The organism is Allosphingosinicella indica, from assembly GCF_900177405.1.
In the GTDB taxonomy this organism is placed as follows: domain Bacteria; phylum Pseudomonadota; class Alphaproteobacteria; order Sphingomonadales; family Sphingomonadaceae; genus Allosphingosinicella; species Allosphingosinicella indica.
The window spans coordinates 2,739,720-2,753,243 of the sequence record NZ_LT840185.1; the positions used below are offsets into that span (position 1 = coordinate 2,739,720).

The 13,524-nt window shown below is 66.4% G+C and carries 9 protein-coding genes and 1 tRNA gene; 5 read left to right on the forward strand and 5 right to left on the reverse strand.

Annotated features, from left to right (window positions below):
- Positions 1-18 precede the first annotated feature (18 nt).
- The 3 genes from B9N75_RS13540 (at position 19) to B9N75_RS13550 (ending at position 6,182) form a co-directional block, all read left to right on the forward strand.
- On the forward strand, positions 19-285 hold the full coding sequence (locus B9N75_RS13540; protein WP_085219266.1) for an FAD assembly factor SdhE: 267 nt from the start codon (positions 19-21) through the stop codon (positions 283-285).
- Complete coding sequence (mfd, locus tag B9N75_RS13545; RefSeq protein WP_085219267.1) at positions 282-3,737, forward strand: transcription-repair coupling factor; 3,456 nt, start codon at positions 282-284, stop codon at positions 3,735-3,737. Before B9N75_RS13540 ends, mfd begins: the two co-directional genes overlap by 4 nt.
- Positions 3,738-3,812: 75 nt before the next feature.
- Entirely contained in the window at positions 3,813-6,182 is a 2,370-nt protein-coding gene (locus B9N75_RS13550; RefSeq protein WP_085219268.1) for a putative bifunctional diguanylate cyclase/phosphodiesterase, read from the forward strand.
- Here the strand turns inward: B9N75_RS13550 and B9N75_RS13555 are convergent.
- Positions 6,179-8,200, reverse strand: a complete 2,022-nt coding sequence (locus B9N75_RS13555; protein ID WP_172840891.1) for a putative bifunctional diguanylate cyclase/phosphodiesterase — start codon at positions 8,198-8,200, stop codon at positions 6,179-6,181. The two genes, B9N75_RS13550 and B9N75_RS13555, sit on opposite strands and share 4 nt — an antisense overlap.
- A gap of 150 nt (positions 8,201-8,350) precedes the next feature.
- Between B9N75_RS13555 and B9N75_RS13560 the strand changes: the two genes are divergently transcribed.
- Complete coding sequence (locus tag B9N75_RS13560) at positions 8,351-9,133, forward strand: NAD kinase (protein ID WP_085219269.1); 783 nt, start codon at positions 8,351-8,353, stop codon at positions 9,131-9,133.
- A 68-nt stretch (positions 9,134-9,201) separates the two neighbouring features.
- A tRNA-Asn gene (locus tag B9N75_RS13565) sits at positions 9,202-9,276 on the forward strand.
- A gap of 42 nt (positions 9,277-9,318) precedes the next feature.
- Here the strand turns inward: B9N75_RS13565 and B9N75_RS13570 are convergent.
- The 4 genes from B9N75_RS13570 to trxA form a co-directional block, all read right to left on the reverse strand.
- Positions 9,319-9,666 (reverse strand): VanZ family protein, encoded by a 348-nt coding sequence (locus tag B9N75_RS13570; protein ID WP_157123857.1) that lies wholly within the window; start codon positions 9,664-9,666, stop codon positions 9,319-9,321.
- 66 nt (positions 9,667-9,732) lie between these two features.
- Entirely contained in the window at positions 9,733-10,188 is a 456-nt protein-coding gene (locus B9N75_RS13575) for a PilZ domain-containing protein (RefSeq protein ID WP_085219271.1), read from the reverse strand.
- A gap of 77 nt (positions 10,189-10,265) precedes the next feature.
- The gene (gene secA / locus B9N75_RS13580; protein ID WP_085219272.1) at positions 10,266-13,013 is read right to left on the reverse strand and encodes a preprotein translocase subunit SecA; all 2,748 of its coding nucleotides are present in this window, start codon (positions 13,011-13,013) and stop codon (positions 10,266-10,268) included.
- Between the two features lie 163 nt (positions 13,014-13,176).
- Complete coding sequence (gene trxA / locus B9N75_RS13585) at positions 13,177-13,497, reverse strand: thioredoxin TrxA (protein WP_085219273.1); 321 nt, start codon at positions 13,495-13,497, stop codon at positions 13,177-13,179.
- Positions 13,498-13,524 lie beyond the last annotated feature (27 nt).

Consider the following 13,524-nt stretch of genomic DNA (forward strand, 5'->3'; position numbering starts at 1 on the left):
ATTTCCCGTTGGAGCGACATGGACCGCGAAGCCCGCCTGAAGCGATTGAAGTTCCGCGCCTGGCATCGCGGCACCAAGGAGGCCGATCTGCTGATCGGCGGATTCTTCGATACGCATGCCGTGACCTGGAGCGACGCTGAGATCGCCTGGTACGAAGTGCTGCTGGAGGAGCAGGACGTCGATATCATGGCATGGGCGATCGGAACCGCGCCCGTCCCCGAACGCTATCGCGGCGCGATGATGAACCAGATGCGCGCGCTCGATTATATCCGGCACGAAGGATGAGCGCCGACCTCCAGAAGATACTCGCGGCATCCGCGCCGCTGACGCTCGCCGGTGCGCCGTTGGGGTTCCTGCCGTGGCTCGCGGGGGACCTGGCGCGCGCGGCGAAGGGCCGTGCGGTGTTCATCGCGCCCGACGAGGCGGCGATGCGACACATTGTCGATGCCGCGCATTATTTCGCGCCCGAGCTGGAGACGCTGAGCTTTCCCGCCTGGGACTGCCTGCCCTACGATCGCAGCTCGCCATCGCTGCGCGCGTCTGCCGAGCGCCTTGCGACGCTCCATGCGCTGCAACGCAAGGCCGATCGCCCACAGCTCCTCGTCACGACTATAAATGCTGTCTTACAGCGTACGCTGACGCCGTTTCGCATCCGCCAGCTCGTTGCGCGGCTCGCGCCCGGCGAGCGGATCGACCGCGACAAGCTGGCGGAGCTGCTTTCGGCCAATGGATATGTCCGCGTCGAGACGGTGCAGGATTCGGGCGAATTCGCGGTGCGCGGCGGGCTCGTCGATCTCTTTCCCTCCGGCGAGGAGCAGGCGCTCCGTCTCGACTTCTTCGGCGACGAGATCGAAACGGTACGCCGCTTCGATCCCGCGACGCAGCGCACGACCGGTACGATCGACGGCTTCACCCTGCTTCCCGCGTCCGAAACCTTGCTCGATGCCGACAGCATCAAGCGCTTCCGATCGGGCTATCGCGAATTGTTCGGCGCGACCGCAACCGGTGATCCGCTCTACCAGTCGGTGTCAGAGGGGCGCCGCATCGCTGGCCTCGATCACTGGTTGCCGCTGTTCGAGGAGCGTCTGGCGACCCTGTTCGACCATCTCGGCGAGCAGGACGTGGTGGTGCGCGACACGGGCACGATCGGCGCGGCGGACGCGCGCTTTGAGGCGATCCGCGACTATCACGACAACCGCACTCGGGCCCAGTCGAGCGACCCCGGCAGTTATCGGCCGCTCGCGCCTAAAGCACTCTATCTTGAAGCGACCGAGTGGGATTCTGCGATCGCGGACCGGCCGGTCCATCTGGTGACGCCCTTCCACGAGCCGGAGAGCGCCGCTGTTGTCGATTTCGAAGTCGATGCGCCCCGCGACTTCGCGCCGGAGCGCGCGCAGAACGCCAATATCTACGAAGCGGTCGTCGCCCACATCACCGAGCTGCGCCGCAGCGGGCACAAAGTGGTGCTCGCAAGCTATTCCGCGGGTGCGCGCGAGCGGCTCAGGGGCCTGCTCGAAGATCATGGACTGAAGAAGCTGGCCGAGGTCGAGAGCTGGCAGCAGGCGCTGGGCTCCGCCTCCGTCGCGCTGGCGGTGGTCCAGCTCGATCACGGTTTCACCACGCGCGACATCGCGCTGCTGACCGAGCAAGACATGCTCGGCGACCGGCTCGTCCGCCGCCGCAAGCGCAAGAAGAGCACCGACGCCTTCCTGAGCGAGCTGGCGGCGCTCACGCCGGGCGATCTCGTCGTCCATGCCGATCATGGCATCGGCCGCTACGAGGGGCTGACGCAGATCCCGGTGCAGAGCGCGCCGCACGATTGCGTCGCCCTCTCCTACGCCGGCGGCGACAAGCTCTACGTTCCGGTCGAGAATATCGACATCCTCTCGCGCTACGGCAGCGAGAGCGATGGCGTCGCGCTCGACCGGCTGGGCGGCGAGGCGTGGCAGCGCCGCAAGGCGCGGATGAAGGAGAGAATCCGCGAGATCGCGGGCGAGCTCATCAAGACTGCCGCCGTCCGCGCCACGCGCGCCGGGGCGGTGGCAGAGCCGGACACCGGCTATGCCGCCTTCGTCGATCGCTTCCCCTATGAGGAAACCGACGATCAGGATCGCGCGATAGGCGACGTGCTTGGCGATCTCTCCGCCGGGCGGCCGATGGACCGGCTGGTGTGCGGCGACGTCGGCTTCGGCAAGACCGAAGTCGCCCTCCGCGCCGCCTTCGTCGCCGCGATGTCAGGGATGCAGGTCGCGCTCGTCTGCCCGACCACGCTCCTCGCTCGCCAGCATTTCCTCAATTTCCAGGAGCGGTTCCGCGGCTTTCCGATCGAGATCGGCCGCCTCTCGCGCCTCGTTCCCGCCGCCGAAGCCAAGGTGACGCGCGAGGGCATCGCCGAGGGCAAGATCGACATCGTCATCGGCACCCACGCGATTCTCGCTAAAACCGTGTCGTTCAGGAAGCTCGGCCTCGTCATCGTCGACGAGGAGCAGAGGTTCGGCGTCACCCACAAGGAGCGGCTGAAGCAACTTCGCGCCGACGTGCATGTGCTGACGCTCACCGCGACGCCGATCCCGCGCACCTTGCAGATGGCAATGTCGGGCCTGCGCGAGCTGTCCGTCATCCAGACCCCGCCGGTCGACCGGCTGGCGGTGCGCACCTACGTCATGCCGTGGGATCCGGTCGTCGTGCGCGAGGCGCTGCTCCGCGAGCATTTCCGCGGCGGGCAGAGCTATTTCATCGTGCCGCGCATCGCCGACCTGCCGGATATCGAGGAATATCTGCGCAATGAAGTGCCCGAAGTGCGCTTCGTCACCGCGCACGGCCAGATGGCGCCGACCGAGATCGAGGAGCGGATGTCCGCCTTCTACGATCGCAAATATGAAGTGCTGCTCTCGACCACGATCGTCGAGAGCGGGCTCGATATCCCGAGCGCGAACACGCTCATCATCCACCGCGCAGATCGCTTCGGCCTTGCCCAGCTTTATCAGCTTCGCGGCCGTGTCGGGCGGTCCAAGACGCGCGCCTATGCCTATTTCACCACGCCGGCGACGCGGACGGTGACCGAGGGTGCCGACAAGCGGCTGCAGGTGCTCGCCAATCTCGACTCGCTCGGCGCCGGATTCCAGCTCGCCAGCCACGATCTCGACATCCGCGGTGCCGGCAATCTGCTCGGCGACGAGCAGTCGGGCCACATCAAGGAAGTCGGCTTCGAGCTTTATCAGTCGATGCTGGAGGACGCGATCGTCGCCGCAAAGGCGGGCGATGCCGGGCTCGATGCGCGTCCCGACGAATTCTCGCCGCAGATCACCGTCGACGCGCCGATCCTCATCCCCGAGGAATATGTCCCCGATCTCGACCTGCGCATGGGCCTCTATCGCCGCATGAACGAGCTCGAGAACCGGCAGGAGATCGAGGCGTTCGCGGCCGAGATGATCGACCGGTTCGGCAAGCTGCCGCAGGCGACCGACAATCTCCTGAAGATCATCGAGACCAAGCTCAATTGCCGCATCGCGCGGATCGTGAAGCTGGACGTCGGGCCACGCGGCGCGCTCGTCCATTTCCACACCGGCGGCGTCGCCAATCTCGACGGCCTCCTCGCATACGCCGAGCGCCTCCAGGGCACCGCCAAGCTGCGCCCCGACGGCAAGATGGTGGTGACGCGAAGCTGGCCCGACGCGGCGGCGCGGATCAACGGCGCGCTGCAGCTTTCCAAGGGGCTTGCGAAGGCTGCCGGTTAGATCGCGGTAAGCACGAGGTTTACGAAGAATCACCGCACCGGAATTGTTTACGCTTTCACATTAGGACGCATCCCGATGCAGCGGGAGCGGACCATCAGGGTGCAGCCCAAGTGGCGGCTGTTCCGGCCTGGCGCTGGCGAAGCGGCCGGAATGACCCCGCTCGTCTACGTCGCGCTCTACACTTTGTGCCTCGCGATCTCGCAGTGGAACGCCACGCGCTACGGCACGATCATCATCTGGCCGGCGAACGGCGTGCTGCTCGCGGCGCTTCTCCAGCTTCATCGCGAGCCCGCGCTCAGGGTCATGGCGGTCTGCTTCGCGCTCAACCTGGCGGGCAATTTCGTCCGCGGCGACGCTGCGCCGATGATCGTGCTCAACGCGGCGCTCAACCTCGGCGAAGTCTGCGCCGTAGCGCTGCTCGCACGGCGCTTCTGCGGCGCCGCGCTCGATCTGCGGCGTCCCGGGCGGCTCGCTCGGTTCGTCTTCCTGGCGGTCGCGCCGGTGGTCTCCGCCGCGGCCGCCGTCGGGCTTGCCGTCTCGATCCTGATCGTCGACGTGCCGACGCCGCTCACCAATTACGAACTGTGGGTCAATTTCCAGACCTGGTTCACCGTCGATGCGCTGGGTCTCATCCTCGTCGCACCGACCCTGCTGCTGCTCGCCAACCACAAGCGCTTTTCCAAGGACGAGATGGAGCGGCCCGCGCTGGAGCGCTATGGGCTCGTCGGCATCACCGTGCTCGTCACCGGGCTCGTCTTCGCGCAGGCCAAGGCACCGGTTCTCTTCATGATTTTCCCGCCGCTGCTGCTTGTCGCGTTCCGGCTGCCGCCTGCCTGGTCGGCGCTCACCGTCCTGCTGGTCGCGATGATCGGCGGCGCGGCGACTTTCAACGGCTATGGCCCAATCACGCTCAGCACGATCGGCCCCGATAGCTGGTGGCGGCCCGAAGTGCTACCGCTCCTCCGCACGCTTCCCGTCTACCAGATGTTCCTCGCAGCGGTGCTGTGCGTCTCGCTTCCCGCGAGCACCTTCCTCACCGAGCGGCGGCGGCTCGAAGCGCGGCTCAAGGCGCGGACCGAGGCGGCGGTCGCGGCACGCGCCGAGGCGGAGCGCGCCGAGCGTTGGGCGTCGCATCTCGCCCATCACGATCCCGATACCGATCTCCTCAACCGCGCCGGCATAGAGCGCGCGCTGGCGGTGATGATCAAGCGCAACAACGGGCGCCAGGTGTTCATGGCTGCGCTCGGCATCGATCGGTTCGGCGCCATCCGCGCCGCGATCGGCGCGTCGCAGGCATCGCTGCTGCTTGCCCATGCCGCGCGCCGGATCGACGGGCGCTTGCCGGGCGCCAGCGTGGGGCGCCTCTCGTCCACATCGATCGGCGTCGCCTTCCCGGCGCGCAACAGCGAAGATGCGCTGAAGCTCCTCCTCGATGCGCGCCAGGTGCTCGCCGAGCCGCTGGAAGTGGGCGACAGCCGGGTCGACGTGCGCCTCACCACGGGACTTGCCGGCTATCCCGACCATGCCGCGACCGCCACCACGCTCGTCGAACGTGCGCAGATCGCGCTCGATCAGGCGCGCGTCGTCAGCGGCGACTTCGCTTTGTTCGACGCCGCAGTGGAGCGTGCCGCGACCGGCGGCCTCTCGCTGCTCAGCGAGCTTCGCAAGGGGCTCGACACCGGCGACGTATGGCTCGCTTACCAGCCGAAGCTCGATCTCAAGACCGGCCAGCTTACCGGCGTCGAGGCGCTGGTGCGCTGGAACCACCCCACCCGCGGCGCGGTCGCTCCCGACGAATTCATGCCGCTGGTCGAGGAGACGGGGTTCATCGACCCGCTCACCGACTGGATCGTCGCGCGCGCCGTCGAGGAACAGACGATGCTCCGTGCCAACGGCATGGACGTCCGCATGGCGGTCAACATCTCCGGCCGCAGCCTCTCCGATCCCGGTTTCGCCGAGCGGACGATCGGCATCGCCGCGCCGGACAGGCAGCGGCCGAACATGACGCTGGAAATCACCGAAACCGCGATCATCACCCATGCCGACGCGGCCTTCGCGAACCTGGCGCGGCTCAAGGAGGCCGGCTTCGGTATTTCGATCGACGATTACGGCACCGGCCTGTCCTCGCTCGCCTATCTCAAGCGCATCCCGGCGGATCAGCTCAAGATCGACCGTACCTTCGTTGCCGGCGTCGCGCGCAACGGCAATGACGCGGTGCTCGTCCGCTCGACCATCGATCTCGCACACAGCCTGGGTCTCCGCGTCGTCGCCGAAGGAATCGAGGACCAGGCGACGCTCGACCTGCTGGCGCTGTTCGGATGCGACATGGCGCAGGGCTTCTACATCGGCCTCCCCGTTGCCGCCGAGACATTGATCCGCGACGGGCTCCAGCCGTGGGTCATCCCCTCGAACGGCGCGAAGAAGTCCCGCAAGCGCGCCGCCTAGGCGCGTTCGGCCACCAGCGCGGCGAGCGTGTCGACCGTCACCGGCGGCGCGCACAGGAAGCCCTGATAGACGTTGCACCCTTCGCGGGCGAGCAGCTCCAGTTGCTCCTCGGTCTCGACGCCTTCGGCGACCACGTCGAGCCCCAGCGAGCGCGCCATTTCGATGACGCTGCGCACCACGATCCGGTCGCGCGGGCTGCCGACGATATCTTCGCTCAGCCGCCGGTCGATCTTGAGATAGTCGAGCGGCAGCGCCTTCAGATAGGCGAGGCTCGAATAGCCCGTCCCGAAATCGTCGATCGCGACGCGCAGACCTCCTTCGCGCAGTTCCGCGAGCAGCGATGCGGCGCCGTTCAGATCCTCGATCAAACCGGTTTCGGTCACCTCGACCGTCAGCCGCTCGGCCGCGAACCCGCTATCCTCCACCAGATCGAGGAACTGCGCGGCAAATCCGGGCCTCTTCATGTCCTGCGCGGTGACGTTCACCGCGAGACGCAGACCGCGGAGGTTTTCCGGCCAGGCCGCAGCGACCGCGACCGCCTTGCGCTGAACGTGATCGGAGAGCTGGACGAGATAATCCGAGCGTTCGGCGACGTTGAACAGCGTCATCGCGCCAAGCTCGCCAAGCTCGGGATGCTGCCAGCGCGCCAGCGCCTCGGCACCGATGACTCGCCCGGTCGCGACCGAGATCTGCGGCTGGAAGAGGATGCGGATCTCGTCCTGATCGAGCGCCCGGCGCAGATCGACCTCGAGCCGATCGTCCAGCCCGGACGCGACCTCGGCCCCGCCTTCGATCACGCGGATCGGCCCGCCTTCGGACTTCGCCTCGGCGAGCGCCGCGCTGCCCTTGCGCAACAGCGATGCGGCATCGTCGCCGGGCTCGGCCGCAACTACTCCGACGCGGCAGCCGAGCGTGACGACGTGATCGCCCGACATGAACGGACGCCCCAGGGCCTCGACGAGCTGCGCAGCGATGAAGCCCCCCTCGGCAAGCCCGGTAGGCGGCGCGATCGCGACCATGAATTCGGCCCCCGCAACGCGCGCGACCAGCCGCTGCGATCCGTCCGCGTCGACGAGCCGCTCGATCCGCCGCGCCGCCGCCTGCAGCACCGCATCGCCGACCGCACGGCCAAAGGCGGCGTTGATCGCGTCAAAACGGCTGACCGCAACGAGGATCAGCACGAGTCCCGACGTGCCCTCGACGGCAAGCTGCTGATCGATCCACGCCCGGCCCGCACGCGCATCGCGCACGCCAGTCATGGCATCGCGCGACTGCGCCGGTGCGTCGTCGGGAAAGAGCGTCTCGGTGCGCGCGATCACGCTGCCGCCCTCGCCGATGCGAAGATGGTGGATCAGGCGCTCGGGCGCCTCGTCGATCGCCGAGTGGGCGAATGCGGTGGCGCGGCCGGACGCGATCGTCCGCTCGACCGCACCGCGCGCCGCACGCCTTCCGTCAGCGTCGAGCTTGCGGAAAAGGTCCAACAGGCTGATGCGGGCGCCCGCGGTTTCGCCCAAGCCGACGCGGCGCGCGAGCGCCGGACTGAGTTCCACTGCGCGCGATCCGGGCTCCCACCGCCAGGAGCTGACCGGCGGACCGGCATCGCCGCTCCGGCGCGGCGCCCGATAGCCGCCCGTCACACGATCGGCATGCCGCTGCGCAAAGCGGACCGTCTGAAGCAGCTGCAGATCGCTGAACGGGCTGACAAGGAAATGGGTCGCCCCGGCGGCATGGACGCGATCGAGCGCTTCCGCGTCGGTGCGCGACACGAGCACGATCAAGGCGGCCGCATTTGCCTCTGCGGCGTCGGCCAGCGCACGGACGGCGTCCAGACCTTCCGCGAGCGCACCGCGCGCATCGACGATCGCGACGCCGGCACTGGAGGCCGCGAAGCGCGCCTCGGCATTGGCGGCGCGGCGGGCGGCGATCGGTTGCCAGCCCGCAGCCTCGACCGTGCGGGTAAGCTCGTCGCGATGGCGAAATGACAGGATGAAGATCGGCTGCGATCCTCCGACGCTCATCCCCTGTCACCCCTCTTCAAGACGCCCCGCGCGTGCCGCCGGTGATAGCCCGCGCGCAACGGGTCGCCAATCGCCTTCGCGCGCGCCGCCCCGCCTTGGCACAGGCTTGCGGGTTGCCGCAGGTCGCGCCCGGCTCTAGCAATTGGGCGGATGACGCAGAACGCTGACAAGCCCACCGCCGTCGTGGCCTCACCCTCCCCGCACGCGCAGGCGGCCGCCGCGCTGCTGTTCGAGCAATATGACTTCCAGCCGGTCGAGGAGGCCGAGCAGGTGATCGCGCTCGGCGGCGACGGATTTCTTCTCCAGACGCTGCACGACATGCTCGATCGCGGACGCGTGTGCCCGGTATTCGGCATGAACCGCGGCACCGTCGGCTTCCTGATGAACGAGTTCCGCGTCGAGGGCCTCCGCGAGCGGGTCAATGGCGCCAAGCAATTCCGCATGGCGCCGCTCCGCATGGAAGCCGTCACCGTGTCGGGCGAGACTGTCGTCAGCCATGCGATCAACGAAGTCTCGCTGCTTCGTGAAACGCGCCAGAGCGCGTGGATCGAGGTGTCAGTCAACGGCCGCGTCGTGCTGCCCGAGCTGGTCTGCGACGGCATCCTCGTCGCGACGCCGGCCGGATCGACCGCCTATAATCTCTCCGCGCAGGGGCCGATCCTGCCGTTCGGATCGAAACTAGTGGCGCTGACGCCGATCAGCCCGTTCCGCCCGCGGCGCTGGCGCGGTGCGCTCATTCCCGATGATCTCCACATCGGCTTTCGCGTGCTTGACCCGATCAAGCGGCCGATCTCCGCCGTGGCCGACCAGCGCGAAGTCCGCGACGTCGCGACCGTCGAGGTGCGCGTCGAGCGCGAGCGAGCGCTGCCGTTGCTTTTCGATCCCTGGCACGCGCTCGACGAGCGGATCGCGACCGAGCAGTTCGCGGTCTGAAATAATCGCCGAGGCGGCTTGCAGTCGCCGAAAACTTCTGGCTATAGGGCGCCTCGCCTGAGGGCCGCTCCCCGGTAGCTCAGCGGTAGAGCATCCGACTGTTAATCGGACGGCCGCCTGTTCGAATCAGGCCCGGGGAGCCATTTTCCGCAGATCGTTAGAGAATTGGTTGACGTTGCGCCGCGTCAGACGGAAGCGGCGGCGCGTCGGTACACCCGTCGGAGGCCACTGCCCAACACCAGCACCATCCCCGCGGCGGCGAGATCGGCAAGCCAGTCGAACCAGTCGCCATCCCGGCCCACGATCGGCAGCGCCTGGATCAGCTCGATCGCACCGCCGAACATCGCGAATGCAGGGAATATCTTCCAGGCGGGGAGGCGCGGATATGCAAGCAGCGACAGCGCCGCCAGCACGGAAAAAGCCAGCATGTGCTCGATCTTGTCCGAGGCCAAGCTGGGCGGGGCGGGAATGACGGCCATCACGAACGCAAATAGGGCGGCCAGCCAGAACATAAGAACGAAGAGACGCTGCACGGCGCGCTACATAGCGATTGGTCGCTGTGGGTAAAGCCGCCTCGCGGCCCGGTAGACGGAGACCGCTCAGCTCTTCGAGACGAAGCCGCTGTCGGCGTCGCGAACCCAATCGCGGACGTTCTGCCAGTCGGTCGCCGACATCGGCGCATCCACTTCGCGCAGCCGCCAGAAATGATCGCGTGACGCGGCCGAAAGATCTTCCGGCGGGCTGTTCCATTGCTCGACCACCCGGTCGGCATCGATCGGCTCGACGAATTCCATGCCGCAACGGTTGCGCTCAGCCCAGACGATGGTGGCAAGAATGTCGAGCGCGCCGCGCTTGAGCTGCACGGTGCTGCCGACGGCCGGCGCATCCTGCGTCTCGATCATCGCGCCGCCGGCCGATATGTTGCGCAGCACGACCGATTGGGTGCGGGTCGTCGTCGCGAGCGTTGCGAGCAGGTGCAATCGAATCCGGCCTTCGCGCTGATCGCGTGGAGCCGCAACATGCTGCTCATTCGCCACATTCGACTTGCTTGCCATCGACGCCCCCTAAAGTTCTACCTTACGAGGTCGTTATATATCCGCAACGTCCCTAAATTGCGGTTAACCGCATGTGATCAGGCTTGCGCGGCTCCGCCCTCGGCGAGCGCACCGTGACAATGCTTGAACTTGCGGCCCGATCCGCACGGGCAAGGCGCGTTGCGGCTGACACGCGGCGCGCCATTCTCGTCGAATGCCTCGGGCATGTCCGGCTGGATCGCCTGCATCGGCGGCAGTCGCGAGAGGACGTTGCCCGTCGCCGCATCGATGTCGGCGCTATTGTCCTCGCCGGTCAGCGGATCGATGTGGGTCGTGATAAAGTCCGGCATCGGCGGCAGATCGGGTTCGGTCATCGTGAATTGCGCCAGCGCAAGGCGGCGCGTCACATCCTCGCGGATCGATCCCAGCATGCGCTCGAACAGCGCAAAGGCCTCGTGCTTATATTCGTCGATCGGCTTCTTCTGTGCATAGGCGCGAAGGTGGATCACCTGGCGCAGCGCGTCGAGCATCGAGAGATGCTCCTTCCAGTGATGATCGAGCGTCTCGATGAGGATCGACTTTTCAACCTGGACATAGCCGTCGCGATCGAGCGGCGCGATCTTGTCGGCCATCTGCTGATCGGCAAGCGCGGAAATCCGCTCAACCAGGATTTCGGGATCGACTTCCTCTTCCTTAAGCCAATCCTCGATCGGCGGCTGGAGCGCGAACGTGTCGTCGAGCCGCGCCTTCAGCAGGTCGATGTCCCACTGCTCCGGATAGGTCTCGGGCGGGCAGGCCTCGCCGACGATGTTGTTCACCGTTTCCGCGCGCATGTCCTCGATCACATCGCCGACGGTATCGGAATCCATGATGTCGGAGCGCTGCTCATAGATCACCTTGCGCTGATCGTTCATCACGTCGTCGAATTCGACCAGCTGCTTACGGATGTCGTAGTTGCGCGCCTCGACCTTCTTCTGCGCGGTCTCGATCGCCTTGGAGATCCAAGGACTGATGATCGCCTCGCCGTCCTCCAGATTCTTGTTCATCATCCGCGCGAACATCGTCTGCGGGCCGAAGATGCGCAGCAGATCGTCGTCGAGGCTGAGATAGAAGCGCGACAGGCCGGGATCGCCCTGGCGGCCCGAACGGCCGCGAAGCTGGTTATCGATACGGCGGCTCTCGTGCCGCTCGGTTCCGAGCACGAAGAGACCGCCGGCGGCGAGAACGCGCGCCTTTTCTTCCTCGATTTCCTCCTCGATCCGCTTGACCGCGGCGTCGCGCTCGGGACCCTCCGGCATGTCGCCGGCCTCGTCGGCGACGCGGAACTCGACGTTGCCGCCGAGCTGGATGTCGGTGCCGCGGCCCGCCATGTTGGTGGCGATGGTCACGGCGCCAATGCGGCCCGCCTGCGCCACGATATGCGCCTCGCTCTCGTGGAAGCGCGCGTTGAGAACCTCGTGACGGACGCCCTCGCGCTGAAGAAATTCCGACAGAAGCTCCGACTTCTCGATCGAGACCGTGCCGACCAGAACCGGCTGGCCGGTGTCCTGCTTCGCCTTGATCGCCTTGGCGATGGCGGCGAACTTATCGTGCTGGTTCTTGTAGAATTCGTCGTCCTCGTCGATCCGCTGCACCGGCACGTTGGTGGGGATCGAAACGACGTTCATCTTGTAGATGTCGAAGAATTCGGGCGCCTCGGTCAGCGCCGTGCCGGTCATGCCCGAAAGCTTCGGATACATGCGGAAGTAATTCTGGAAGGTGATCGAGGCGAGCGTCTGGTTCTCGGGCTCGATCTTGACGCCTTCCTTCGCTTCCACCGCCTGGTGAAGCCCGTCGGACCAGCGGCGGCCGTCCATCATGCGCCCGGTGAACTCGTCGATGATGACGACCTTGCCGTCCTTGACGATATAGTCGGTGTCGCGGCGGAAGATCAGGTTCGCGCGCATCGCCTGGTTCAGGTGATGGACGACCTGCGTATTCTCGAAATCGTAGAGGTTGGCACCGACGAGCAGGCCGGCCGCCTCGAGCCGCCGCTCCATCCGCTCGGTGCCGTCCTCGGTGAGGACCACCGATTTGGCCTTTTCGTCGATCTCGTAATCTTCGGCCTCGATGTCGCGGACGACCGCGTCGACCAGCTTGTACATCTCCGACTTGTCGTCGGTCGGGCCGGAAATGATGAGCGGCGTGCGCGCCTCGTCGATCAGGATAGAATCCACCTCGTCGACGATTGCGTAGCTGAAGGGCCGCTGCACCATCTGCGAGCGGTCAAACTTCATATTGTCGCGGAGGTAATCGAAGCCGAACTCGTTGTTCGTGCCGTAGGTGATGTCGGCGTTATAGGCGTCGCGGCGCTGACCGTCGGAGAGGTTGGGCACGATGACGCCCACGCTCATGCCGAGGAAGCGGTAGATGCGGCCCATCCAGTCGGCATCGCGCCGGGCCAGATAGTCGTTGACGGTGATGACGTGGACGCCGTTGCCGTCGAGCGCGTTCAGATAGGTCGCGAGCGTCGCGACCAGCGTCTTGCCCTCGCCGGTGCGCATTTCCGCGATCGAGCCGCGATGGAGCACGATGCCCCCGATCATCTGCACGTCGAAATGGCGCATCCCGAGCACGCGCACCGAGGCTTCGCGGACCGTTGCGAAGGCTTCGGGCAGGAGGTCGTCGAGCGTCTCGCCAGCGGCCAGCCGCTCGCGGAAATGCGGCGTCCGGGCGCGCAGCTCGTCGTCGCTCATTGCTTGCATCTCCGGCTCGAGCGCATTGGCCTTCTCGACGATCTTGCGGAGCGAGCGGACGTAACGGTCGTTGGAGGAACCGAAGAGAGCTTTGGCAATGCCGCCGAGCATGGACGTTCCAGTCGTTTTTATGAGCAAATCGGCCGCGCGCGACGATACCGCGCCCAGCCTGTTGAAATCCGGGCGCGATGTAGGATTGGCGCCCGGTCAAGTCAATTGAGCCGGGACGCCGATCCTCAGAGGCAAAGGCCCCTCGACGCCTTGCTTCAGGGCCTCAGAGTTCGCCTTCGAGCCAACCCTGCAGCGCGCTCTTGGGCGCCGCACCGACCTTCGTTGCGGCCGGAGCGCCATCCTTGAACAGGATCATCGTCGGGATGCCGCGCACGCCATATTTGGCGGGGGCATCCGGATTCTCGTCGATGTTGAGCTTGGCGATGGTGACCTTGCCGTCGAGCTCGCTGCTGATCTCTTCCAGCGCCGGGGCGATCATGCGGCACGGACCGCACCATTCGGCCCAGAAATCTACCAGCACCGGGCCGGAGGCGCCGAGCACATCCTGCTGGAACGAGTCGTCGGTTACGGTCTTGGTCGCCATTGTCGCTATCTCCTGAACGTGCGACGG

Coding starts and splice junctions, on each gene's coding strand:
- B9N75_RS13540 (WP_085219266.1), top strand. CDS start 19: ATGGACCGCGAAGCCCGCCTGAAGCGATTGAAGTTCCGCGCCTGGCAT.
- mfd (WP_085219267.1), top strand. CDS start 282: ATGAGCGCCGACCTCCAGAAGATACTCGCGGCATCCGCGCCGCTGACG.
- B9N75_RS13550 (WP_085219268.1), top strand. CDS start 3,813: ATGCAGCGGGAGCGGACCATCAGGGTGCAGCCCAAGTGGCGGCTGTTC.
- B9N75_RS13555 (WP_172840891.1), bottom strand. CDS start 8,200: ATGAGCGTCGGAGGATCGCAGCCGATCTTCATCCTGTCATTTCGCCAT.
- B9N75_RS13560 (WP_085219269.1), top strand. CDS start 8,351: ATGACGCAGAACGCTGACAAGCCCACCGCCGTCGTGGCCTCACCCTCC.
- B9N75_RS13575 (WP_085219271.1), bottom strand. CDS start 10,188: ATGGCAAGCAAGTCGAATGTGGCGAATGAGCAGCATGTTGCGGCTCCA.
- secA (WP_085219272.1), bottom strand. CDS start 13,013: ATGCTCGGCGGCATTGCCAAAGCTCTCTTCGGTTCCTCCAACGACCGT.
- trxA (WP_085219273.1), bottom strand. CDS start 13,497: ATGGCGACCAAGACCGTAACCGACGACTCGTTCCAGCAGGATGTGCTC.